This window comes from Saccharopolyspora flava (assembly GCF_900116135.1).
Taxonomy (GTDB): domain Bacteria; phylum Actinomycetota; class Actinomycetes; order Mycobacteriales; family Pseudonocardiaceae; genus Saccharopolyspora; species Saccharopolyspora flava.
In genome coordinates this window covers 1307598-1331547 of the sequence record NZ_FOZX01000001.1, presented here as the reverse complement: position 1 = coordinate 1331547, position 23950 = coordinate 1307598, and the positions used below count along the sequence as shown (strand labels likewise).

The following is a 23950-nucleotide window of genomic DNA, read 5'->3' as shown; positions in this document are numbered from 1 at the left end:
GAGAGGTGTGGGCGATGACCACGGAATCACTCACGGGCGCGTACCCGGCCGAGTCGAGGGACACCACCGAGGGCCGCATCTTCACCGTCACCGGCGGCGACTGGGACGAGTTCCTGGACGAAACCGGCGGCGAGGAGCGGGTCGTCATCAACCTCGGCCCGCAGCACCCGTCCACGCACGGGGTTCTGCGGCTGGTGCTGGAGCTGGAGGGCGAGACGGTCACCAAGGCCCGCTCGGTCATCGGCTACCTGCACACCGGCATCGAGAAGAACTGCGAGTACCGGACGTGGACCCAGGGTGTCACGTTCGTGACCCGCATGGACTACCTGGCGCCGCTGTTCACCGAGACCTCCTACTGCCTGGCCGTGGAGAAGCTGCTGGGCATCGAGGCGCCGAAGCGGGCCCAGACGTTCCGCGTGATGCTGATGGAGCTCAACCGGATCTCCTCGCACCTGGTCTTCCTGGCCACCGGCGCGATGGAGCTGGGCGCGACGACCGGCATGACCTACGGGTTCCGGGAGCGCGAGGAGGTCCTGCACCTGCTGGAGTTCCTGACCGGTCTGCGGATGAACCACGCGTTCGTCCGGCCCGGCGGCGTCGCCCAGGACCTGCCGGAGGGCTGGCAGGACAAGGTGCGCGAGTTCATCAAGGTCATGGACTCCCGGCTGCCGGACTACGACAAGCTGTTCACCGGCCAGCCGATCTGGAAGCAGCGCCTCAAGGACGTCGGCTACCTGCCGCTGGACGGCGCGCTGCAGCTGGGCGTGACCGGGCCGCTGCTGCGGGCCGCGGGCCTGCCGTGGGACCTGCGCAAGGTCGAACCCTATTGCGGGTACGAGGAATTCGACTTCGAGGTGCCCACCAGCAACGACGGCGACTGCTACGCGCGCTACCTGCTGCGGGTGCAGGAGATGCACCAGTCGCTGAAGATCATCCGGCAGTGCGTGGACAAGATGGAGTCCGGGCCGCACATGGTGGAGGACGCCAAGATCGCCTGGCCGTCGAAGCTGAGCATCGGCGCCGACGGCATGGGCAACTCCCTGGAGCACGTCCGCAAGATCATGGGCCAGTCCATGGAGTCGCTGATCCACCACTTCAAGCTGGTGACCGAGGGCTTCGACGTGCCGCCCGGCCAGGCCTACGCGCCCGTGGAGTCGCCGCGCGGCGAGCTCGGCGCGCACCTGGTCTCCGACGGCGGCACCCGGCCGATGCGGGTGCACGTGCGCGAACCCAGTTTCGTGAACCTGCAGGCGATGCCCGCGATGTGCGAAGGCGGACTGGTGGCCGACGTGATCGCGGCGGTCGCCTCCATCGACCCGGTGATGGGCGGGGTGGATCGATGACCGAGCAGTTCGAGTTCACCACCACCGAGGAGCAGACCGACGCGGTCGACACCTCGGTGTTCGGCGAGGACACCCGGGCCGAGGCGAAGCAGATCATCGCCCGGTACCCGGAATCCCGGTCGGCGCTGCTGCCGATGCTGCACCTCGTGCAGTCGGTGCAGGGGCACGTCAGCCCGGCGGGCATGAAGTTCTGCGCCGAGGAGCTGGCGCTGTCGGTGGCCGAGGTCAGCGCCGTGGCGACCTTCTACACCATGTACAAGCGCACGCCGTGCGGCCAGCACCTGGTCAGCGTGTGCACCAACACGATGTGCGCGGCGCTGGGCGGCGACGCGATCTACAAGACCCTCGGCGAGCACCTGGGCGTCGGGCACGAGGACACCGCGGGCGAACCCGGCACCGAGGGCTCGATCACCCTCGAGCACGCCGAGTGCCTCGCGGCCTGCGACCTCGCCCCCGTGCTGCAGGTCAACTACGAGTACTACGACAACCAGACGCCCGAGCAGGCGCTGGAACTGGTCAAGGCCCTGCAGCGCGGTGAGAAGCCGAAACCCACGCGCGGCCCGGAGCTCTCGGACTTCCGGGGCGCCGAGCGCCAGCTCGCCGGGTTCTTCGACGACCTCGACGAGACCGTGACCGGCTCCTCGCAGGCGATCGAGACCAACCGCGGCGCGGCGCTCGCCCAGGAGCGCGGCTGGATCGCGCCGAGCATGCCCGATGACGCGGAACTCCCGCCGGTGCCGGAGAAGAAGTGAGGGTGGCCATGACCGAACCGACTCCCAGCCCGGTGACCCCGGTGCTGACCAAGCGGTGGCTGTCGCCGGACGCCTGGCGGCTGGAGACCTACGAGCGGCTGGAGGGCTACACCGCGCTGCGCAAGGCGCTGGGCGCGCACCCGGACCAGCTGATCGAGCTGGTCAAGGCCGCGGGCCTGCGCGGTCGCGGCGGCGCCGGTTTCCCGGCGGGCGTGAAGTGGGGCTTCATGCCGAAGGACCCGGTCAAGCCGCACTACCTGGTGATCAACGCCGACGAGGGCGAACCGGGCACCTGCAAGGACATCCCGCTGATGATGGCCGACCCGCACGCGCTCATCGAGGGCTGCATCATCGCCAGCTACGCGATGCGGGCCAACCACTGCATGATCTACGTGCGCGGCGAGGCGCTGCACCCGATGCGGCGGCTGCACCACGCGGTCCGCGAGGCCTACGCGGCCGGTTACCTCGGCAAGAACATCCTCGATTCCGGGTTCGACCTGGACATCGTCGTGCACGCCGGGGCGGGCGCCTACATCTGCGGCGAGGAGACGGCGCTGCTGGACTCGCTGGAGGGCAAGCGCGGCCAGCCGCGGCTCAAGCCCCCGTTCCCCGCCGCGGCCGGGCTCTACGCCTGCCCGACGACGGTGAACAACGTGGAGACCATCGCCTCGGTGCCGTTCATCGTCAACGGCGGCTCCGACTGGTTCCGCACGATGGGCAGCGAGAAGTCGCCCGGACCGAAGATCTACTCGATCTCCGGTCACGTCGAGCGGCCCGGCCAGTACGAGGCGCCGATGGGCACCACCCTGCGGCAGCTGCTGGAGCTCGCGGGCGGCATGAAGGACGGCGTCCCGCTGAAGTTCTGGACCCCCGGCGGGTCGTCCACCCCGCTGTTCACCGCCGAGCACCTCGACGTCCCGCTGGACTTCGAGGGCGCGGCCGAAGCCGGATCGATGCTGGGCACCACCGCCGTGCAGGTGTTCAACGAGACGGTGTCGGTGCCGTGGGCGGTGATGAAGTGGACCCAGTTCTACGAGCACGAGTCCTGCGGCAAGTGCACCCCCTGCCGGGAGGGCACCTACTGGATGGCGCAGGTGCTGGAGCGGATGGTCGACGGGCACGGCACCGAGGAGGACATCGACACCCTCCTCGACGTCTGCGACAACATCTTCGGCCGCTCCTTCTGCGCGCTCGGTGACGGCGCGGTCAGCCCGATCACCAGCGGCATCAAGTACTTCCGCGAGGAGTTCCTCGCGCTGTGCGACTCCAACAAGAAGCAGACGGCTCCGGACCTCGTGGGAGCGGCCCGATGACCCTGGCACCCGAATCCGAAGCGCGCCCGGTCCCCGAAGGGCACGTCCGGCTCACCATCGACGGGATCGAGGTCGACGCCCCCAAGGGCGAGCTGCTGATCCGGACCGCGGAGCGGATGGGCATCACCATCCCGCGGTTCTGCGACCACCCGCTGCTGGACCCGGCGGGCGCCTGCAGGCAGTGCCTGGTCGAGGTCGAGATGAACGGCCGGCCGATGCCGAAACCGCAGGCCTCCTGCACCATGACCGTCGCCGACGGGATGGTCGTCAAGACGCAGAACTCCTCGCCCGTCGCGGACAAGGCGCAGCAGGGCGTGATGGAGCTGCTGCTGATCAACCACCCGCTGGACTGCCCGATCTGCGACAAGGGCGGCGAGTGCCCGCTGCAGAACCAGGCGCTCAAGCACGGTCGCGCCGAGTCGCGGTTCCGCGACACCAAGCGGACCTTCGCCAAGCCGGTCCCGATCTCCTCGCAGGTGCTGTTGGACCGCGAGCGCTGCGTGCTGTGCCAGCGCTGCACCCGCTTCTCCAAGCAGATCGCCGGTGACCCGTTCATCGAGCTGCTGGAACGCGGTGCGCTGCAGCAGATCGGCATCGGCGAGCAGCAGCCGTTCCAGTCCTACTTCTCCGGCAACACCATCCAGATCTGCCCGGTCGGCGCGCTCACCAGCGCCGCCTACCGGTTCCGGTCGCGGCCGTTCGACCTGGTCTCCACGCCGGGGCAGTGCGAGCACTGCGCCTCGGGCTGCGCGACCCGGACCGACTGGCGGCGCGGCAAGGTGATGCGCCGGCTCGCCGGGGACGACCCGGAGGTCAACGAGGAGTGGATCTGCGACAAGGGCCGCTTCGCGTTCCGCTACGCCAACGCCGCCGACCGCATCACCCGGCCGCAGATCCGGGTGAACGGGGAGCTGCGCGAGGCCTCCTGGACCGAGGCGCTGCAGGCGGCCGCGCAGGGCCTGACCGCCGCGCGTGACGCGCGCGGGGTCGGGGTGCTGCCCGGCGGCCGGTTGACCGTCGAGGACGCCTACGCCTACTCGAAGTTCGCACGGGTCGCCCTGCGAACCAACGACATCGACCACCGGGCCCGCCCGCACTCCGCCGAGGAGCTGCGGTTCCTGGAGTCCACCGTGGTCGGCGTGACGCCCGAAACCGGTGTCACCTACCGGGATCTGGAGTCCGCCCCGGCCGTGCTGTGCGTGGCGTTCGAGCCGGAGGAGGAGTCGCCGATCGTCTTCCTCCGGCTGCGCAAGGCCGCCCGGCAGGGCACCACGCAGGTCTTCCACGTCGCCCCGCGCACCTCGCCGGGCGTGGAGAAGACCACGGTGATCACCCACGCGGGAGGACCGGTGCGCACCGGTTCGCTCGTCGAGTGCGTGCCCGGTGGCGAGGCCGCCGCGCTGCGGGAACTGCCGTCCGATGTGGACGAGGCGATCCGGCAGCAGGGCGCGGTGCTCGTCGTCGGCGAGCGCGCCGCCGAGGTTCCCGGACTGCTCTCCGAGGTGCTGCGCACGGCCCAGCGCACCGGGGCCCAGGTCGCCTGGATCCCGCGGCGCGCCGGTGAGCGCGGCGCCATCGAGGCCGGTGCGCTGCCGACGCTGCTGCCCGGCGCGCGGCCCGTCGTCGACGACCACGCCCGCTCCGACGTCGAGCGGACCTGGGGCATGGCGCCCGGCTCGCTGCCGGCCTCGGCGGGACGCGACCTCACCGAGATCCTCACCGCCGCGGCCTCCGGCGAGCTGTCCGGGCTGGTGCTCGGCGGCGTCGACCCGGACGACCTGCCCGACCCCGAGCTGGCCCGGAAGGCCCTGGAGACCGCCGATTTCGTGGTCAGCCTGGAACTCCGGCCGAGCGCGGTGACCGAGCGGGCCGACGTGGTGCTGCCGATCGCGCCCAGCGCGGAGAAGCACGGCAGTTACCTCAACTGGGAGGGTCGCCGCCGCGAGTTCGCCACCACCATCGACGGCACCGGCGCGCTGCCGGACTGCCGGGTGCTCGACACCCTCGCGGTGGAGATGGACGCGGACCTGTTCACCCAGAGCCCGGCCGCCGCGGCCGCCGAGCTCGACCGGCTCGGCACGCACACCGGTGCTCGCACGCCGTTCCCGGACGAGACCGCCGCGCACGCGCCGCGACCCGGACCCGGGCAGGCCGTGCTGGGCACCTGGCGGCAGCTGCTGGACAACGGGTCGTTGCAGGCCGACGAGCCGAACCTCGCCGGCACCGCCCGCAACCGGGTCGCGATCGTCTCGCCCGAGACCGCCAGGCGCGTCGAGATCAGTTCCGGACAGCGCCTGGAGATCCGCACCGAGCGCGGCAGGATCGTGCTGCCGGTCGAGATCGCCGAGATGCCCGACGACGTCGTGTGGGTGCCGACCGACTCCGGCAAGGCGCGGGTGCACCAGGCCCTCGGCGCCGGGCACGGGTCGCTCGTCGACCTCGCGCCGGTGTGCGGGGACCAGGGCGGAAACGGGCACTCCCCGAACGGCGCCACCAGCGTGAACGGCAACTCCGCCCACCACCGCGGGGGGAACGCATGACCGAGACGGCCGAACTGCTCGCCGACGACCCGATCTGGCTGATCCTGATCAAGGTCGTGGCCATCTTCGTGTTCCTGGTGCTCATGACGCTGCTGACGATCTGGGCGGAACGCCGGGTCATCGGCCGCATGCAGCACCGGCCCGGACCGAACCGGGCGGGTCCCTTCGGCATGCTCCAGTCGCTGGCCGACGGCCTGAAGCTGGCGTTCAAGGAGGACATCCGGCCGGTCATGGCCGACAAGTGGGTGTACTTCCTGGCCCCGGCGATCTCCGCGACGCCCGCGCTGGTGTCGTTCTCGGTGATGCCGATCGGCCCCGAGGTCACCATCTTCGGCGAGCGCACCGCGCTGCAGCTGGTGGACCTGCCGGTCGGCCTGCTGGTCGTGCTGGCCTGCGCCTCCGTCGGCGTGTACGGCATCGTGCTCGCCGGGTGGGCGTCCGGATCGCCGTACCCGCTGCTGGGGTCGCTGCGGTCGGCCGCGCAGGTGATCTCCTACGAGATCGCGATGGGCCTGTCGTTCGTCGCGGTGATCATGTACGCCGGGACGCTGTCGACCTCCGGCATCGTCGCCGCGCAGGAGAACGGCTGGTTCTTCGCGCTGCTGCCGGTGAGCTTCCTGGTCTACGTGGTGTCGATGGTCGGCGAGACCAACCGCGCCCCGTTCGACCTCCCCGAGGCCGAGTCCGAGCTGGTCGGCGGTTTCCACACCGAGTACTCGTCGCTGAAGTTCGCGCTGTTCTTCCTCGCCGAGTACATCAACATGGTCACCGTCTCGGCGCTGGCGACGACCCTGTTCCTCGGCGGCTGGCACGCGCCGTGGCCGCTGTCGCTGATCGGCGACGGGGTCCTCAACACCGGCTGGTGGCCGGTGCTGTGGTTCCTCGGCAAGACGATCGCGTTCCTGTTCTTCTTCGTGTGGCTGCGCGGCACCCTGCCCCGACTGCGCTACGACCAGTTCATGGACCTCGGCTGGAAGCTGCTGGTCCCGGTCAGCCTGGTGTGGATCGTGGCGGTGACGGTGATCCGCGCGCTGCGCAACTCCGACACCGTCAGCACCCAGCAGTTCATGATCGGCGGCGCGGTCGTGGTGGTGATCCTGGTCGCGGCCACGTTCCTCATCCCGGACCGCAAGCCGGCCGAGGACCCCGACGAGGTGCCGATGGCGGGCAGCGGGTTCCCCGTGCCGCCGCTCGACCTGGAAGTCCCCAAGACCCCGCCGCGACGCACCCCGGTGCGCAGCGGCACCGGTTCCGGCGAACTCGCGGGTCCGGAAGGCGAGGAGGCGCCCCATGGGAATGTTTGATCCGATCAAGGGATTCGGCGTCACCTTCTCGACGATGTTCAAGAAGGTCGTCACCGAGGAGTACCCCGAGGTCAAGAAGGTCGCCGCACCCCGGTTCCACGGCCGCCACCAGCTCAACCGGCACCCGGACGGGCTGGAGAAGTGCGTGGGCTGCGAGCTGTGCGCGTGGGCGTGCCCGGCCGACGCGATCTTCGTGGAGGGCGGGAACAACACCGACGAGGCGCGGTTCTCGCCCGGCGAGCGGTACGGCAAGGACTACCAGATCAACTACCTGCGCTGCATCGGCTGCGGGTTGTGCATCGAGGCGTGCCCGACGCGGGCGCTGACGATGACCAACGAGTACGAGACCGCCGACGACAACCGCCAGGACCTGATCTACACCAAGGCCGACATGCTGGCGCCGCTGCTGCCCGGCATGGAGCAGCCGCCGCACGCGATGCGCCTCGGCGACGACGAGCAGGACTACTACGTCAACGGCCCCGAACTCGCCAAGCAGCGCGGTGTTCCGACCGGGGCCACGGTCGAGTCCGGTCCGGAGGTGGACGCGCGATGAGCACCGGAATCGTGCTGGCGCAGGCCGGCGACGTGGTCGGCACCGGGGAGACGGTGCTGTTCTGGATCCTCGGCCCGCTGTCGCTGCTGGGCGCGCTCGGCATGGTCTTCGCCCGCAACGCGGTGCACTCGGCGCTGTGGCTGGTGCTGACGATGCTGAGCCTCGGCGTGCTCTACATGGGTCAGAGCGCGTCGTTCCTGGGCTTCACCCAGATCATCGTCTACACCGGCGCGATCATGATGCTGTTCCTGTTCGTGCTGATGATGGTCGGCCGCGACTCGTCGGACTCGGTGGTGGAAGTCCTGCGCGGACAACGCCTCTGGGCCGGTCTCGGCGGGATCGGCCTGGCGGCGCTGCTGGTCACGGGCCTCGCTCGGTCGCTGACCTCGGTGCAGGCGGCCCCGCCGCTGGACGCCTGGCAGCCGTCCGGCGGCGGTGCGGGCGGCCTCGGCCGGTTGATCTTCACCGACTACCTGTTCCCGTTCGAGCTGACCTCCGCGCTGCTGATCACCGCGGCCGTCGGCGCGATGGTGCTGGCCTACGGCGGCAAGGGCCGCGGCCCGCGCCTGAGCCAGCGGGAGCGCGCCAACCAGCGGTTCCGCGGCGAGCGCCCGTCGCCGCTGCCCGGTCCCGGCGTGTACGCCACGGCCAACTCGGTCGCGGTGCCCGCGTTGCTGCCGGACGGCTCGGTGGCGCCGGAGTCGCTGTCGGAGCTGCTGGAGAACCTGCCCGCGGAGAAGCTCGACGAGGAGCGCCGCGCGATCGCCGGCGACGAACCCGAGCCCGGCGCCCACGCGCTGACCGGCGGCGAACCCGAGGTGCCAGAGCAGACCGGCACCGGTGAGCCCGGCAAGCCCGGTGAGACCGGCAAGTCAGGGGAATCCGGCGGGCCGGACATCCCGGTACCCCACTCCTCCCAGGAGAACGGCTCCCAGGAGAACGGGCACGCGCGCTCGGGGCACGCCACCGAGGAGGTTCACCAGTGACCCCCACCTACTACCTGCTGCTGTCCGCGCTGCTGTTCTCGATCGGCGCGGTCGGAGTCCTGGTGCGGCGCAACGCCATCGTGGTGTTCATGTGCGTCGAGCTGATGCTCAACGCGGTGAACCTGACGCTGGTCACCTTCGCCCGCATCGAGGGCACGGTGCACGGGCAGGTCATGGCGTTCTTCGTGATGGTCGTCGCGGCCGCCGAAGTCGTGGTCGGCCTGGCGATCATCATGTCGATCTTCCGGACGCGTCGCTCGGCCTCGGTCGATGACGCCAACCTCCTCAAGTACTGAGCTGACATGAGTACTGAGCTGCTGAGAACGACTGAGAGGGCGCGTGGTGACGGCAATGATGCTTGAAACCGCAGCGGAGGTCGCCGACGCGACCGGTCCGGCGCAGTCCTACGCCTGGCTGCTGGTCGCGTTCCCGCTGGTGGGTGCCGCGATCCTGCTGCTCGCGGGACGGCGGGCCAACGCCTGGGGCCACCTGCTGGGGTCGGCGGCGGTGATCGCCTCGTTCGCCTACGGGCTCTGGCTGTTCACCTCGGTCGCCGGCAGCCCCGAAGGGGAACAGGTCCGCGAGCTGCACCTGTTCTCGTGGATCCCGGTGAACGCGCTGCAGGTCGACTTCGGGCTCCGGCTGGACCCGCTGGCGATGGTGTTCGTGCTGCTGATCACGGGTGTGGGGTCGCTGATCCACCTGTACTCGATCGGCTACATGAGCCACGACCAGCAGGGCCGCACCGGCGCCGACAACACCGAGCGCCGCCGGTTCTTCGGCTACCTGAACCTGTTCGTCGCCGCGATGCTGATCCTGGTGCTGGGCAACAGCTTCGTGACCCTCTACCTCGGCTGGGAGGGCGTCGGCCTGGCGTCCTACCTGCTGATCGGGTTCTGGCAGCACCGCCCGTCGGCGGCCGCCGCGGCCACCAAGGCGTTCGTGATGAACCGGGTCGGCGACGTCGGTCTCGCGCTGGCGATCTTCCTGCTGTTCGCGAACCTCGGCACCACCCAGTACGCGGAGGTCTTCGCCCGCGCCGGTGAGCTCTCGCCCGGCGTGCTGCTGGCGATCACGCTCCTGCTGCTGCTCGGCGCCTGCGGCAAGTCCGGCCAGGTCCCGCTGCAGGCCTGGTTGCCGGACGCGATGGAGGGCCCGACCCCGGTGTCGGCGCTGATCCACGCCGCGACGATGGTCACCGCGGGCGTCTACCTGGTGGCCCGCTCCAATCCGCTGTTCTCGCTCTCGCCGGGCGGGCAGCTGGCCGTCACCATCGTCGGCGCCGTGACGCTGCTGGTCGGATGCGTCATCGGCTGCGCCTACGACGACATCAAGAAGGTGCTGGCCTACTCCACGGTCAGCCAGATCGGCTACATGGTGCTGGCCGTCGGGCTCGGCCCCGCCGGGTACGCGCTGGGCATCATGCACCTGCTCACGCACGGCTTCTTCAAGGCCGGGCTGTTCCTCGGCGCCGGGTCGGTCATGCACGGCATGAACGACGAGGTCGACATGCGCAAGTTCGGCGGGCTCGCCCGGTACATGCCGATCACCTTCGGCACCTTCGGGCTCGGCTACCTGGCGCTGATCGGGTTCCCGTTCCTGTCCGGCTACTACTCCAAGGACGCCATCATCGAGGCCGCGTTCGGCCAGGAGGGCTGGCGCGGCTGGGTCTTCGGCGGCGCCGCGATGCTGGGCGCGGGCATCACCGCGTTCTACATGACGCGCCTGGTGCTGATGACGTTCTTCGGCGAGAAGCGCTGGAAGGACCTGAAGTCGGCCGACGGCAAGGAATTCCACCCGCACGAGTCCCCGGCGATCATGACCGCACCGATGATCGTGCTGGCCGTCGGCTCGATCGCGGCGGGCATGTTCCTGGCCGGCGGCGACCGGCTGGTGACGTTCCTGTCGCCGTCGCTGGGCGAGCTGCAGGAGTCGCCGCACACCGCCATCCCGCACTCGCTGATCCCTGTGCTCACCGTGGGCCTGTCCGCGCTGGGCGTGCTGATCGCGTGGCTGGTGGTGGGCCGCAAGCCGGTTCCGGTGCAGCGCCCCGAGAAGGTCTCGCCGGTCGTGCGCGCGGCCCGGGCCGACCTGGGCGGCAACAAGTTCAACGACCTGCTCGCGGTGCGCCCCACCTTCGGGCTCACCAAGGGTCTGCTCGCGGTCGACCGCAAGGGCGTCGACGGCACGGTGTCCGGCATCGCCGCGCTGCTGGCGTTCAGCTCCGGCCGGATGCGCCGCTGGCAGACCGGGTTCGTCCGGTCCTACGCCCTGTCCATGCTCTTCGGCGGCGTCGTGGTGATCGCCGCCTTGATGGCAGTGGGGATCCCCTCATGACCCGGCCGGCACTGACCCCGCCGGCACTGACGCTGCCCGTCGAGTCCGTCCAGCTCCGGGAGGAGAACCGATGACCCTGCTGCTCGCCCTGGTGCTGCTGCCCCTCGTCGGGTCGGTCGTCGTGGCGCTGCTGCGCGGCAACACCGGCGCGGCGAAGTGGGCCGCGCTCGGGTTCTCCCTCGCCGAGGTCGTGATCGCGGTGGCCGCCTGGTTCGCCTACGACCCGGCCGGTCCCCGGCTGCAGCTGACCAGCTCGGTCCCGTGGATCCCGTCGTTCGACATCAACCTGTCGTTCGGCGTCGACGGGATCGCGCTGGTGATGATCGTGGTCATCGCCGTGCTCACCCCGCTCGTGCTCGGCTACAGCTGGGGCGAGCGGCTGCCCGAGGGCCGCACGCACGGCGGGTTCTTCTCGCTGCTGCTGCTCGAACAGGCGCTGACCGTCGCGGTGTTCGCCGCCACCGACGTGTTCCTGTTCTACGTGCTCTTCGAGATCATGCTGATCCCGATGTACTTCCTCATCGGCGGCTACGGCGGTGAGAACCGCACCTACGCCGCGGTGAAGTTCTTCCTGTACTCGTTCCTCGGCGGCCTGATCATGCTGGCCTCGGCGATCGGCGCCTACAGCTACAGCGCGCAGGTCACCGGCGAGGGCACCTTCGACTGGGCCAAGCTCGTCCCGATCCTGTCCGACGCCCCGGTGAACGTGCAGATCTGGCTGTTCCTGGGCTTCTTCGTCGCGTTCGCCATCAAGGCACCGCTGATCCCGTTCCACACCTGGCTGCCGGACGCCGCGCAGCAGGCGCCGATCGGTGTCGCGGTGATCGTCGTCGGCGTGCTCGACAAGGTCGGCACCTTCGGGTTCCTGCGCTACAGCCTGCCGCTGACCCCGCAGGCCTCGCAGCAGCTGGCGCCGCTGGTGCTGGTGCTGGCGGTGATCGGGGTGCTCTACGGCTCGCTGCAGGCGTTCGGGCAGACCGACCTCAAGCGGTTCGTCGCCTACGTGTCCATCGCGCACTTCGGGTTCATCGCGATGGGCATCTTCGCCTTCACCAGCCAGGCCCAGGTCGGCTCGGCGTCGTACATGGTCAACCACAGCATCGCCACCGGCATGCTGATCCTGGTCATCGGCATGATCATCGCGCGCGGCGGTTCGACCCGCATCGCCGACTACGGCGGCATGGCGAAGATGACCCCGCTGCTGGCGGGCACCCTGCTCATCGCCGGTCTGAGCACCCTGTCGCTGCCCGGGACGAACTCGTTCGTCAGCGAATTCCTCGTGCTCGTCGGGTCTTTCACGACCCGGCCGGTGTACGCGACGCTGGCCACGATCGGCATGGTGCTGGCCGCGGTCTACGTGCTGTGGCTCTACCAGCGCACCATGCAGGGCCCGGTGCGCGGCGACGCGCTGCTGGGCACCGCGGGCGGCCCGGGCGCGGTGACCGACCCGAATCGGGAAGGCGCGCACCGGCTTCGGCTCGCCGACCTCGGCGCCCGCGAGATCGCCGTGCTGGCCCCGCTGATCGTGCTGATCGTCGGGCTCGGCGTGTACCCGAAACCGGTGCTGGACGTGATCAACCCGTCGGTCGCGGCAACCATGAGCGAGGTCGGCGTCACCGACCCCGTGACCTCGCAGGGAGGTAACTGACAGTGGGAGCGTTCATGGGAGTCACGGGGAGCGTCCCGGCCCAGCTCGGGGCCGTCCAGGTCCCGCCGATCGACTACGCGGCGATCGCGCCGGTGCTGGTGATCCTCGCCGCCGCGTGCCTGGCGATCCTGGTCGAGGCGTTCCTGCCCCGGCACCAGCGCTGGTCGGTGCAGGTCGGGCTGAGCCTGGTCGCCATCGTCGTCGCCGGTGTCGCGCTGGCGGTCTTCGCGCGGTCCGCGGGCACCGGGGTGACGACGCTGTCGGACTCGCTGGCCATCGACCCGCCGACGCTGTTCCTGTGGGGCACGTTGCTGGCGCTCGGCCTGGGCTCGGTGCTGCTGATCGCCGACCGCTCGGTGGAACCGGGCGGCGCGTTCGTGGCCGAGGCGGCCCCGGCGGAAGGCCCGGGGACGATGAGCCGCGCCGCCGCGTCGGCGGCCGGGATGCGCACCGAGGTCTTCCCGCTCGCCCTGTTCTCCCTCGGCGGGATGATGGTGTTCTGCGCGGCCAACGACCTGCTGACGATGTTCATCGCGCTCGAGGTGCTGAGCCTGCCGCTGTACCTGATGTGCGGGCTGGCCAAGCGCCGCCGGCTGCTGTCGCAGGAGTCGGCGGTGAAGTACTTCCTGCTGGGGGCGTTCGCCTCCGCGTTCTTCCTCTACGGCCTCGCGCTGCTCTACGGCTACGCGGGTTCGGTGAAGCTGCAGGCGATCGCCGACGCCACCGCCGGTTCGGAGCGCTCGGACACGCTGCTGTTCGCCGGCCTCGGCCTGCTGCTGGTGGGCCTGCTGTTCAAGGCCTCGGTCGGCCCGTTCCACACCTGGACCCCGGACGTCTACCAGGGCGCGCCGACCTCGGTGACCGGTTTCATGGCCGCCTGCACCAAGGTCGCGGCGTTCGGCGGCATCCTGCGGGTGCTGCAGGTGGCCTTCGAGGCCTCCAGCTGGGAGTGGCGCGGCGTGGTGTGGACGATCGCCGTGGTGTCGATGGTCATCGGCGTGGTGCTGGGCCTGACCCAGCGCGACATCAAGCGGATGATCGCCTACTCGTCGGTGGCGCACGCCGGGTTCATGCTGCTGGGCGCTCTCGCGCTGTCCGACCGCGGGCTCGCGGCGACGCTGTTCTACCTGCTGGCCTACGGCTTCACCACGATCGCCGTGTTCGGTGTGATCAGCCTCGTACGGCGGTCCGACGGTGAGGCAACTCACCTTTCGGACTGGGCGGGTCTGGCAAAGCGGTCACCTCTCGTTGCCTGGGTGTTCACGTTCCTCCTGCTCGCCCTCGCCGGCATCCCCATGACCAGCGGTTTCGTCGGGAAGTTCGTGGTGTTCGAGGCCGCGCTCACCGACGGGATGGCGCCGCTGGTCGTGGTGGCCCTGGTGGCCAGTGCGGTTGCGGCCTTCTTCTACCTTCGTGTCATCGTGCTGATGCACTTCCAAGAACCGGCTGCGGACGGCCCCACCGTCAGCGTGCCGGGTGCGTTCACGACGGCGGCGATCACGCTGGGCGTGGTCGTGACGCTGTTGCTGGGCGTGTTGCCGACGTTGGCTCTGGACTGGGCGAACGTCGGCGGCTTCGTGTCGTAGAGTGCTCGCCCGTAGGGCGATCGTGGGGGAGCGAAGGCGACGGTGACGTGAGCAGGCCAGCGGATGACCCGATCAGTGAACTGACGGCGGGCGGGTCGGGTGGTTTCCAGATCACCGACACCGCGTTGGCCGACTCGGTCAAGCAGGGCATGGCCCGCGTCGAGCAGCTGCTGCACCACGAGGTGCGCAGCGAGCTCGACTTCGCCACGCGCACGTCGCTGCACCTGGTGGACGCGGGCGGCAAGCGGTTCCGGCCGCTGTTCGTGCTGCTCGCCGCCCAGTTCGGCGACCCCACGACGGACGAGGTGATCAAGTCCGGGGCGGTGGTGGAGATGATCCACCTCGCGACGCTCTACCACGACGACGTGATGGACGAGGCCACCATGCGGCGGGGCGCGACCAGCGCCAACGCCCGCTGGGACAACTCGGTCGCGATCCTCACCGGCGACTTCCTGTTCGCCAAGGGCTCCCAGCTCATCGCCGACCTCGGCGCCGAGGCGGTCCGCCGGATGGCGGTCACCTTCGAGGCGCTGGTCACCGGGCAGATGCGGGAGACCGAAGGCGTCCGCGACGGCGAGGACGCCGTCGACTTCTACCTCAAGGTGATCTACGAGAAGACGGGTTCGCTGATCGCGACCGCCGGTCGCTTCGGCGCCTGGTTCTCCGGGGCCGACGAGGCGACCATCGAGTCGATGGAGCGCATCGGCACGCTGATCGGGACCGGGTTCCAGATCTCCGACGACATCATCGACATCGCCTCGCCGTCGAACGAGTCCGGCAAGACGCCCGGCACCGACCTGCGCGAGGGCGTCAAGACGCTGCCGATGCTGTACGCGCTGGCCGACGAGAACTGCTCGCCGCGGCTGCGGGACCTGCTGTCCCGTCCGCTGGACACCGACGCCGAGGTCGCGGAGGCCCTGGAGCTGCTGCGGGAGAGCCGCGGTCTGGAGCGGACCCGCGGCACGTTGCAGGAGTTCGCCGACGATGCGCGCAAGGAACTCGCCTCGCTGCCGGACGTGCCGGCCCGCGACGCGCTGTCCTCGCTGGTCGACTACGTGGTCGCGCGCACCTGGTGAGCTGTCCGGTGTTCAGTCGCGTGAGCCGGGTGCTGTCTTGAACTCGCCGTGTCCGTCACGAGCGGGTCAAAGAGGTACCGGGGCTCGTCGGGCGCGTGGTAGGAACCCGGGAGTGACCGGCGGTGTCGCTGGAGCCCCGGAGGAGGGACATCACTCGTGATCACCTGGCTGTTCACCCAGGTGTGGCTGTGGAGCCTCGCCGCATTTCTGCTGGGTGCGTTCATCACCTGGTTGCTGTTCGTCCGGCCGCTGCGCCGCCGCCTGAAGGCGGAGCTGTCCCGGCCGCTGCACGCCCAGCCCCTCTACGACGAACCGGTGTACGACGAGCCCGTCTACGACGAGCGGTACGCGGACGACCGGCACGCCGATGACCGCTACGTCGACGACCGGTACGCCGACGAGCGCTACGCCGACGAGCGGGCGACCGCGCACCAGCCCGCGCCGCTGGACCTGCTGGAGCAGCCGCGCCAGTGGGAGGCGCCGGAGGACCACCAGGTCGACGAGTGGGACCGCAGGCCGCGTCCGTGGGTGGCGCCGGAGACGGTGCGCTCCGCTCCCGCCGAGACCCAGGCCGCTGAGACCCCGTCCCCCGAGACCCAGGCTGCGGGAACCCGGCGCCTGCCCGAGCCCGAACCGACCCCGGAACCCGTCGCCGAGACCCTCGTCGAGCCCGTCGCCGAGTCCGAGCAGGCCGGGGACAACACCTGGTTCCGCAACCCCGAGGCCGAGGAGGCCCGGGGTGAGGCGCGGCCGTCGCAGTACCCGCCGGGAGCCGACGACGAGGACTCCGGGCAGCTCTCGGGCCAGCTGCGCTCGTTGTTCGAGCCGGAGTCCGCGGGCGGAGCCCAGGAGCCGTACACGCCACCGGTCGGCGCCGACGCCACTCAGGTGATCCCCGCCGTTCCCCGCGAGCAGGACGCGTCCGCGCAGGTCAGAGGCACCCTCGACGAACCGGGATCGTCCGCGGCACCGCTGCCGAAGCGGACTCCGCAGCCGCGCGCCGACGCCGCGCACGCCGAGGTCCCGCCGATCCCGGAGTCGCTGCGCAGGCACGTCGAGGACGGCCGGCCGCTGCCGAAGGTCGACGAGAACGCCGCCGATCCGGCGGAGATCAAGCTCGTCGACAACCCGGACGAGTCGTCGCCGCTGCCGCGCCGGACGCCGGGCGCGGGCCCGCACCCGGGCCGCGACGCGAAGTGGGAAACCCCCTCGGAAGCCCCCAAGCAGGAAGCCCCGCAGGAGCCCGCCCAACAGGGGTCAGCAGGGCAGGAGCCCGTCCAGCAGGGGTCGACGAAGGCGACCTCCGGGCCGATGATCAAGGGCCACTCGGCGTCCCGGAAGTACCACAGCCCGGACTCGCCCGAGTACGACCAGATCACCGCCGACGTCTGGTTCCGGACGCCGTCCGACGCCGAGATCGCCGGTTTCGAGCCCTGGCACCGCTGAGCCTGAAGGCTCGGAGAGCTCAGCCTGCCTGCTGGGGCTGGCGTTCGAGCAGCCGGGACAGCACCACGGTCGAGACCGTGCGGGAGATGAAGTCGACCTCGCGCAGCCGCTCCATCGCCTCCTCCAGGTGGTGGATGTCGGCCGCGCGCAGGTGCACGATCGCGTCCGCCTGCCCGGACACCGTGTAGGCGGCGACGACCTCCGGCAGCGGTTCCAGGCCGGTGCGGATGCGGTGCGCGGGGACGTTGCCGTGGCAGTGGACCTCCACGAACGCCTCGGTGCCCCAGCCGAGCGCCTCCGGGTCGACCACGGCCGTGAAGCCCTGCAGAACGCCCTGGTCGAGCAGCTTGTCCACCCGTCGCTTCACCGCGGGCGCGGACAGCCCGACGTCCGAGCCGATCTCCGCGTAGCTCGCGCGCGCGTCCGCGACCAGGCGCGAAATGATTCGTTGATCCAGGGCGTCCATGCGCAACATTCTGCCGCAGATCGGGAATGGAGCGGCGTTGATGGCCGGTATCAACACCGCTTAGATTTCGATTCATGACGGCAACAGCGGCGCGATCCGCCGACACGCTTCCGGCCCGGCGGGCCGGCACCCGCCACTTCCTGATGTGCCCGCCCGCGTACTTCACCGTCGAGTACGCGATCAACCCGTGGATGAACCCGGACGAGCCGGTGGACGCGGCTCGGGCGATGGCGCAGTGGGAGGAGCTGAAGAACACCTACCTCCGGCTCGGGCACACCGTGGACGTCATCGAGCCGCAGCCCGGGCTGCCCGACATGGTCTTCGCCGCGAACTCGGGCACCGTCATCGAGGGACGCGTGCTGGGGTCGCGGTTCCGCGCGCCGGAGCGCGCCGCCGAGGCCGAGCACTTCCGCCGCTGGTTCGTCGCCCGCGGCCACCGCGACCTGGTGATGCCGACCCGGATCAACGAGGCGGAGGGCGATTTCGCCTGGACCGGGGAGGTGCTGCTGGCCGGGACGGGTTTCCGCACCGATCCGGCCGCGCACGCGGAGGCGCAGGAGGCGCTGGGGGTGCCGGTCGTCTCGCTCACCCTCGTCGACGAGCGCTACTACCACCTGGACACGGCGCTGTTCGTGCTGCAGAAGGGGCCGAACGCGCAGATCGCCTACTACCCGGAGGCGTTCTCGGAGGGGTCTCGCCGGGTGCTGGCCCGGATGTTCCCGGACGCGGTGATCGCGGACGCGGCCGACGCCTCCTGCCTGGGGCTCAACGGCGTCTCCGACGGCCGTCACGTGGTGCTGCCGGTGGAGGCGGCGGGATTGGCCAAGCAACTCACCGACCGGGGCTACGAGGTGATCGGGCTGGACGTCTCGGAGCTGCGCAAGTCCGGCGGCGGCCCGAAGTGCTGCACCCTGGAGCTGCACTCCTGATGCGCACCTGACAGAGCTCTGAGACGGAGCGGGACGGCGGCGCAAGAGTGTTGCGCAGCCGTCCCGCGGGGCTGTCCCGAGTGCGTCAGGGGCCCGTCATTCCATGACGGCTTGAACGCCGATCTCGATGTTGATCGTCGGTCCGACCACGGCGATGCCCTTGGCGAGGGTGGCCTGCCAGTTCACCGAGTAGTCCTCGCGCCGCAGCACGGCCTTGGCGTCGCAGGCGACCCGCAGGTCACCGTCGAAGCCCGGGCCCTGGTACCTGCGCTGCCCCAGGTAGGACGTCTCCAGGTCGACGGGGCTGGTGGTGCCGCGCAGCGTGAGCCGTCCGCTGACGGTCCAGCGGTCCGCGCGCAGGTGGGTGAGCCGTTCGCTGCGGAAGAGGACCCTCGGGTGCGATTCGACGTCGAGGAAGTCGGCCGACCGCAGGTGGTCGTCGCGCATCTTCACGCCGGTGTCGATGGAGGCGGCCTCCATGACGACCTCGATCTGGGAGTCCTCGAACCGGGGTGCGACCTCGATCATGCCGTCGAACTGGCGGAACTCGCCGTGGATCTTGGACATCCCGATGTGCTGGGCCACGAACCGGATCTCCGTGTGGTACGGGTCGAACCGGTAGCGGCCGGGTTGCGGGAGCTGCAGCGAGTCGTCGGGTTCCAGTCCGAGGCTGCCGAGCGGGGTGTGCTGGTTGACGTGAACCTGGACTCGGGTGCTGAACCGGCGGTAGCCGCCGTTGGTGATGGACAACCGGTGGGCGCCGGGCGCGACGGAGAGCGCGAAACCGCCGTAGGCGTCGGTCTGCGACTCTCCGATAACCTGGTTCAACCGGTTGACGACGGTGACGGTCGCGCCGGGGAGGAGCGCGCCGCGTTCGTCGTGCACCTGACCGCTCACCAGACCGCTGTCCAGTGGCGTCGGGTAGAGGGAGAATCCCCCGCCGCGTGGGGAACGCGCCGGGGTGCCCTCGCTGGCCGACCAGCGTCGGCGCAGCTTGGCGAAAACCATGGGGTGTCCCTTCTGGCCATCCTCCGTTGGGGGGATGTGGAGGATGACTTACGGTTACATCTGCTAGACCTTTCAGCGTAGATTGAAATCTTATTTCATCCGATCGGTGGGTGGAGTTGCATTCCGCACATCCGTTCAGCGGAACCACTGGCCGCGCCCGCGCGTTTTCCAGTTGAATCACGGGCGGAGGCAGAGGTGCACAGTCATTTCAACGGTCTGAAAACCGCAGTGCTGCTCGGTGGGATGAGCGCGCTGGTGCTGCTGGTCGGCGCGATCTTCGGTCGGGCCGGACTGGTCATCGCGCTCGTCGTGGCGCTGGGCATGAACGGGTACGCCTACTTCAACTCGGCGAAGATGGCGCTGCGCTCGATGCACGCCAGGCCGGTCTCGGAGGCCGAGCAGCCGGCCATGTACCGGATCGTGCGCGAGCTGGCGACGTCGGCGCGGCAGCCGATGCCGGCCCTGTACGTCAGCCCGACCCGGGCCCCGAACGCGTTCGCGACCGGCCGCAACCCGCGCAACGCCGCCGTGTGCTGCACGCAGGGAATCCTGGAGCTGCTCGACGAGCGGGAGCTGCGCGCGGTGCTCGGCCACGAGCTCTCGCACGTCTACAACCGCGACATCCTGATCTCCAGCGTGGCCGGTGCGCTGGCCAGCGTGGTGACGTTCCTGGCGAACTTCGGGATGTTCTTCGGCATGTTCGGCGGCAACGACGAGGAACGGCCGAACCCGTTCGCGATGCTGCTCGTGGCGCTGGTCGGCCCGATCGCGGCGGCCGTGGTGCAGATGGCGGTGAGCCGGTCCCGCGAGTACCAGGCGGATGCCTCGGGAGCCCAGCTCACGGGTGATCCGCTGGCGCTGGCCTCGGCGCTGCGGCGGCTGGAGATGGGCACGCAGGCGGCCCCGCTGGCCCCGGAACCGCAGCTGGTGTCGCAGTCGCACCTGATGATCGCCAACCCGTTCCGCCCGGGCGAGCGGCTCGCGAAGCTGTTCTCCACGCACCCGCCGATGGCGGAGCGGATCGCCCGGCTGGAGGGCATGGCGGGACGGCAGCTGCCGCCGATCCGCTGAGCGCGTCTCAGGTGGGCGTGTCTCAGGCCCCGGCTTTCCGGGCGACCTCCATGACGTACTCGCCGTAACCGGACTTGGCTTGCTTGGCGCCGAGCTCGTAGCAGGCCTCGGCGGAGATGAAGCCCATCTTGAGCGCGATCTCCTCCAGGCAGGCGATCCGCACGCCGGTGCGGTGCTCCAGCACCTGCACGAACTGCCCGGCTTCGAGCAGGGAGTCGTGGGTGCCGGTGTCCAGCCAGGCGAAACCGCGGCCCAGCTCGGTCAGCTGCGCCCGGCCTTCTCGCAGGTAGGCGAGGTTGATGTCGGTGATCTCCAGCTCACCCCGCGCCGAGGGCGTGAGGCCCTTGGCGATGTCGACGACGGCGTTGTCGTAGAAGTAGAGGCCGGTGATCGCCATGTTCGACCGCGGTTCGGCGGGCTTCTCGACGATCGACAGCAGCTTGCCGCTGTCGTCGACCTCGCCCACCCCGTAGCGCTGCGGGTCCCGCACGGGATACCCGAACAGGGTGCATCCGAGCAGGTCGCGGGCGCAGTTGCGGAGGATCCCGGAGAAGCCCTGGCCGTAGAAGATGTTGTCGCCGAGCACCAGCGCCACCGGTTCGTCGGCGACGAAGTCGGCCCCGATGACGAACGCCTCGGCCAGCCCGTTCGGCTGCGGCTGCTCGGCGTAGGAGATGTCGATCCCGAACTGCGATCCGTCGCCCAGTAAACGCCGGAACAGCGGCAGGTCGGAGGGCGTGGAGATCAGCAGCACCTCGCGGATCCCGGCCAGCATCAGCACCGAGATCGGGTAGTAGATCATCGGCTTGTCGTAGACGGGGAGGAGCTGCTTCGACACCGCCTGGGTGAGCGGGTGCAACCGCGTCCCGCTCCCGCCGGCCAGCACGATCCCCTTCACAACAGCCTCCACTGAACCTCGAGTCGCACCGGCTCGTCCGGCGGACCCACCCTCGCACGAGGGTAGCCAGCCCAGTGGCCCGCCGTCGGTGCCCAGCCCGAGCAACATGCCCCGTGGCACGAACCCGCCAGGCTCCGCAGCGCGCAGGTGACCCCGGTATGCAGTTGTCAAACAGCAAGCCCTTCGGAGGGCGTGGTGGGGCGACCGGTCAGGTGGTCCGGCCGGTGCTTCAGTCGTCGAGTCGGGCGGTGCGTTGTCGTGGGATCACCTCCTTGATCAGTTGTCGGTGGGCGCCGGGCCGCGGGGCGTCGTCGACCCGGGGTGTTCGCGTCGGGTCGATGCGACGCGGCGGCGTGAACACGGCTCTGCCGTCCGTGATCGCGATGGTCCAGCGGTCACTGTGGACGATCCGGTGGTGGTGCGCGCAGAGCATGACCATGTTGGTCAGCGACGTTTCCCCGCCGTGGAACCACTCGACGATGTGGTGGGCCTGCGACGTCCCCGGCGGGTGCTCGCACCCGGGGAACGCGCACACGCCGTCGCGCCGGTAGAGGGCGGCCCGCAGCTGCGGAGGTGCGGTGCGCTGCTCGCGCCCGTAGTCGAGAGCGGCACCGTCGCCACCGAGGACGACCGGCAGGATTCCGGCGTCGCAGGCCAGCCTGCGCACGTTGTCGGTGCTGATCGGAACGCCGTTGCCGAACGTTCCGGGAGCGATGCCGATGGCGTCGGGGTCGAGGCTGCGCATGAGGTCGTCGTAGTCGACGGCGACCTGGATCTGCACGCGCTGGCCACCCACGCCGGGCATTCCTTCGGCCCCGAGAGCGAGGTCGACCAGCGTGGCCAGTCCGTCCGCGTGGCGCTGTCCGGGTGTGCGCGGGTCCGGCCGACCATCGTGAGCCGGGCACGGCTTGGACAGCGGACGCAGGGCGGCGATGAACTTCTGCCCGGTCTCCTTGTCCAGCCTCGCCTTGATCTGCACGGTGCCGTCGCCGCTGGTGACGTAGTGCAGTTCGCGCGACTCGTGCTGCGCCCGCTCGTCGGCCAGGGCGGTCTGCCGGTCGAAGCCGGCGTTGATGCCCTCGGCGAGCTGCCGCAGGTCCCACGGTCGGCACCGCCGCGCCTGCTCGGTCAGTACCGTCTCCACCCGGACCGCCTCACCGGAGGCCGATCGGGGAAGTTTGCGCAGGCAGGTGGTGATGACCTGGGCGTGCTCAACGCCGATGGCGCCGTCGGCCAGGGCCTGCTTGGCCAGGCCTGTGTCGGCGGTGGCGATCTCGACCCTGCCTCGGGCCTGGCCGGGGTTGATGTTGAGGGCGTCCTGCAGCCAGGTCGCGGTGTTGCGCGCACCGGTGGTGCGGGCGAGGTCGTCGTGGTCGGCCTGGCGGATCAGCTGGGCTTGAACCGAGTACACGTGGCGTGCGAGCGATTCGAGCTCCGAGATCGCATGTCGGAGCTCGTGGGCAGGGGTCGGTGACGCCACGGCCTCCGCGAGCGCGGCCCGAGCCGTGGCAACGGCATCGGCGAAGGTCAACGTCATCGAACTCATGTTCCCCATGATGCCCGCGGGGAATCGAAAACACGAGCGAAAAACCGTCGCTCGATGGGGTGATCATCGAGGGCGCGGAACGCGAAAGTTCTTACAGGTGAAGAAAAAGCCCGTTCCGCCGGTCGATCTGGCGGAACGGGCCGGGGAGAGGTGCCGGGTGTTACCGGTAGTTCTCGAACTGCAGCGCCACGTCGAAGTCGGAGGACTTCAGCAGCGAGATGACGGCCTGGAGGTCGTCCTTCTTCTTGCCGGACACCCGCAGCGCGTCACCCTGGATCTGCGCCTGAACGCCCTTTGGTCCCTCGTCGCGGACCTTCTTGGAGATCTTCTTCGCGATGTCCTGCGAGATGCCCTGCACGATCTTGCCGGTGACCTTGTAGATCTGGCCGGAGCTCGCCGGCTCGCCCATGTCCAGGGCCTTCAGCGAGATGTTCCGCTTGATCAGCTTTTCCTTGAAGACGTCGATCGCGGCCTTGCAGCGCTCCTCGGTCTCCGACTCCAGGACGACGGCGTCCTCACCGGACCAGGAGATCTTGGTCCCGGTGCCCCGGAAGTCGAACCGGTTGGCGAGCTCCTTGGCCGCCTGGTTCAGCGCGTTGTCCACCTCCTGGTGATCCACCTTGCTGACCACGTCGAAGGACGGGTTTGCCACCTGACTACCTCCCAGTTGAGCCGCTGTTCAGGTCTGCCTGGACACGCTACCGGGGTCCGAGCAGGTCCCACTTGTTACCCGCGATGTCCCGGAACACCACCACGCGCCCGTACGGCTCGGTCCGAGGTTCGCCGAGGAACTCCACCCCGGCCTCGACCATCCGCCGGTACTGCGCGTCGAAGTCGTCGGCGTGCAGGAAGAACCCCACCCGGCCCCCGGTCTGGTTCCCCGAGGCCGCGGCCTGCTCCTCTCCGTCGGCCCGCGTCAGCAGCAGCCCGGTCTCCGCCCCCGGCGGCCGCACCACGACCCACCGCTTCGCCCGCCCGTCGTTGGTCAACGACGGCGAGTCCTCCACCAGCTCGAACCCCAGCACCCCCACGAAGAACTCGATGGCCCGGTCGTACTCATCAACGACAAGAGAAACCAGAGAAACCCGCATCCCCCCATGCTCCCGCCTCGCCCCGACGAGACCGATGGTGTGATGACCTGCGAAGCC

21 protein-coding genes are annotated in these 23950 nt (G+C 69.9%); 15 read left to right on the top strand and 6 right to left on the bottom strand.

What is annotated here, in order from left to right:
• The first annotated feature begins 14 nt into the window (after nucleotides 1-14).
• From BM424_RS06090 to BM424_RS06030, 13 genes are all read left to right on the top strand, one after another.
• On the top strand, nucleotides 15-1343 hold the full coding sequence (locus BM424_RS06090) for an NADH-quinone oxidoreductase subunit D (RefSeq protein ID WP_093414282.1): 1329 nt from the start codon (nucleotides 15-17) through the stop codon (nucleotides 1341-1343).
• A complete protein-coding gene (gene nuoE / locus BM424_RS06085) occupies nucleotides 1340-2095 on the top strand; it encodes an NADH-quinone oxidoreductase subunit NuoE (protein WP_093414280.1) in 756 nt (251 codons plus the stop codon). The genes BM424_RS06090 and nuoE overlap by 4 nt, the downstream gene beginning before the upstream one ends.
• 8 nt (nucleotides 2096-2103) lie before the next feature.
• The gene (gene nuoF, locus BM424_RS06080; protein ID WP_093414717.1) at nucleotides 2104-3408 is read left to right on the top strand and encodes an NADH-quinone oxidoreductase subunit NuoF; all 1305 of its coding nucleotides are present in this window, start codon (nucleotides 2104-2106) and stop codon (nucleotides 3406-3408) included.
• Nucleotides 3405-5948 (top strand): NADH-quinone oxidoreductase subunit G, encoded by a 2544-nt coding sequence (locus BM424_RS06075; RefSeq protein WP_093414279.1) that lies wholly within the window; start codon nucleotides 3405-3407, stop codon nucleotides 5946-5948. Before nuoF ends, BM424_RS06075 begins: the two co-directional genes overlap by 4 nt.
• Complete coding sequence (gene nuoH, locus BM424_RS06070) at nucleotides 5945-7252, top strand: NADH-quinone oxidoreductase subunit NuoH (protein WP_093414277.1); 1308 nt, start codon at nucleotides 5945-5947, stop codon at nucleotides 7250-7252. The genes BM424_RS06075 and nuoH overlap by 4 nt, the downstream gene beginning before the upstream one ends.
• A complete protein-coding gene (gene nuoI, locus BM424_RS06065; RefSeq protein WP_093414275.1) occupies nucleotides 7239-7805 on the top strand; it encodes an NADH-quinone oxidoreductase subunit NuoI in 567 nt (188 codons plus the stop codon). The genes nuoH and nuoI overlap by 14 nt, the downstream gene beginning before the upstream one ends.
• Nucleotides 7802-8791 (top strand): NADH-quinone oxidoreductase subunit J, encoded by a 990-nt coding sequence (locus BM424_RS06060; RefSeq protein WP_093414274.1) that lies wholly within the window; start codon nucleotides 7802-7804, stop codon nucleotides 8789-8791. Before nuoI ends, BM424_RS06060 begins: the two co-directional genes overlap by 4 nt.
• Nucleotides 8788-9087, top strand: coding sequence for an NADH-quinone oxidoreductase subunit NuoK (nuoK, locus tag BM424_RS06055; protein ID WP_093414272.1), 300 nt, complete (start codon nucleotides 8788-8790; stop codon nucleotides 9085-9087). The genes BM424_RS06060 and nuoK overlap by 4 nt, the downstream gene beginning before the upstream one ends.
• Nucleotides 9088-9142: 55 nt before the next feature.
• Nucleotides 9143-11128, top strand: coding sequence for an NADH-quinone oxidoreductase subunit L (gene nuoL, locus BM424_RS06050; protein ID WP_425441975.1), 1986 nt, complete (start codon nucleotides 9143-9145; stop codon nucleotides 11126-11128).
• A gap of 70 nt (nucleotides 11129-11198) precedes the next feature.
• Complete coding sequence (locus BM424_RS06045) at nucleotides 11199-12776, top strand: NADH-quinone oxidoreductase subunit M (protein ID WP_093414271.1); 1578 nt, start codon at nucleotides 11199-11201, stop codon at nucleotides 12774-12776.
• Nucleotides 12777-12790: 14 nt separating this feature from the next.
• Nucleotides 12791-14362 (top strand): NADH-quinone oxidoreductase subunit NuoN, encoded by a 1572-nt coding sequence (gene nuoN / locus BM424_RS06040; protein WP_093414714.1) that lies wholly within the window; start codon nucleotides 12791-12793, stop codon nucleotides 14360-14362.
• Nucleotides 14363-14409: 47 nt separating this feature from the next.
• A complete protein-coding gene (locus BM424_RS06035) occupies nucleotides 14410-15438 on the top strand; it encodes a polyprenyl synthetase family protein (protein ID WP_093414269.1) in 1029 nt (342 codons plus the stop codon).
• A 156-nt stretch (nucleotides 15439-15594) separates the two neighbouring features.
• Nucleotides 15595-16884: a LapA family protein gene (locus BM424_RS06030; RefSeq protein ID WP_093414268.1), complete on the top strand. Its 1290-nt coding sequence runs from the start codon at nucleotides 15595-15597 to the stop codon at nucleotides 16882-16884.
• Nucleotides 16885-16903: 19 nt separating this feature from the next.
• Here the strand turns inward: BM424_RS06030 and BM424_RS06025 are convergent, their stop codons facing one another.
• Nucleotides 16904-17350, bottom strand: coding sequence for an Lrp/AsnC family transcriptional regulator (locus BM424_RS06025; protein WP_093414266.1), 447 nt, complete (start codon nucleotides 17348-17350; stop codon nucleotides 16904-16906).
• Between the two features lie 74 nt (nucleotides 17351-17424).
• Between BM424_RS06025 and ddaH the strand changes: the two genes are divergently transcribed.
• Entirely contained in the window at nucleotides 17425-18279 is an 855-nt protein-coding gene (ddaH, locus tag BM424_RS06020) for a dimethylargininase (RefSeq protein WP_093414265.1), read from the top strand.
• 96 nt (nucleotides 18280-18375) lie between these two features.
• Here ddaH and BM424_RS06015 read toward each other — a convergent pair whose 3' ends face one another.
• Entirely contained in the window at nucleotides 18376-19287 is a 912-nt protein-coding gene (locus BM424_RS06015) for a YceI family protein (protein WP_093414263.1), read from the bottom strand.
• A gap of 195 nt (nucleotides 19288-19482) precedes the next feature.
• On the opposite strand from BM424_RS06015, the gene htpX reads away from it, so the two are divergent.
• On the top strand, nucleotides 19483-20358 hold the full coding sequence (gene htpX / locus BM424_RS06010) for a zinc metalloprotease HtpX (RefSeq protein ID WP_093414262.1): 876 nt from the start codon (nucleotides 19483-19485) through the stop codon (nucleotides 20356-20358).
• A 22-nt stretch (nucleotides 20359-20380) separates the two neighbouring features.
• On the opposite strand, the gene rfbA is transcribed toward htpX, so the two are convergent.
• The 4 genes from rfbA to BM424_RS05990 all read right to left on the bottom strand — a co-directional run bounded on the left by rfbA (nucleotide 20381) and on the right by BM424_RS05990 (nucleotide 23893).
• The gene (gene rfbA / locus BM424_RS06005; protein ID WP_093414260.1) at nucleotides 20381-21256 is read right to left on the bottom strand and encodes a glucose-1-phosphate thymidylyltransferase RfbA; all 876 of its coding nucleotides are present in this window, start codon (nucleotides 21254-21256) and stop codon (nucleotides 20381-20383) included.
• 229 nt (nucleotides 21257-21485) lie between these two features.
• On the bottom strand, nucleotides 21486-22802 hold the full coding sequence (locus BM424_RS06000; protein WP_175547938.1) for an HNH endonuclease signature motif containing protein: 1317 nt from the start codon (nucleotides 22800-22802) through the stop codon (nucleotides 21486-21488).
• A 160-nt stretch (nucleotides 22803-22962) separates the two neighbouring features.
• Entirely contained in the window at nucleotides 22963-23454 is a 492-nt protein-coding gene (locus tag BM424_RS05995) for a YajQ family cyclic di-GMP-binding protein (protein WP_093414257.1), read from the bottom strand.
• A 46-nt stretch (nucleotides 23455-23500) separates the two neighbouring features.
• Nucleotides 23501-23893, bottom strand: a complete 393-nt coding sequence (locus tag BM424_RS05990; RefSeq protein ID WP_093414256.1) for a VOC family protein — start codon at nucleotides 23891-23893, stop codon at nucleotides 23501-23503.
• Nucleotides 23894-23950 lie beyond the last annotated feature (57 nt).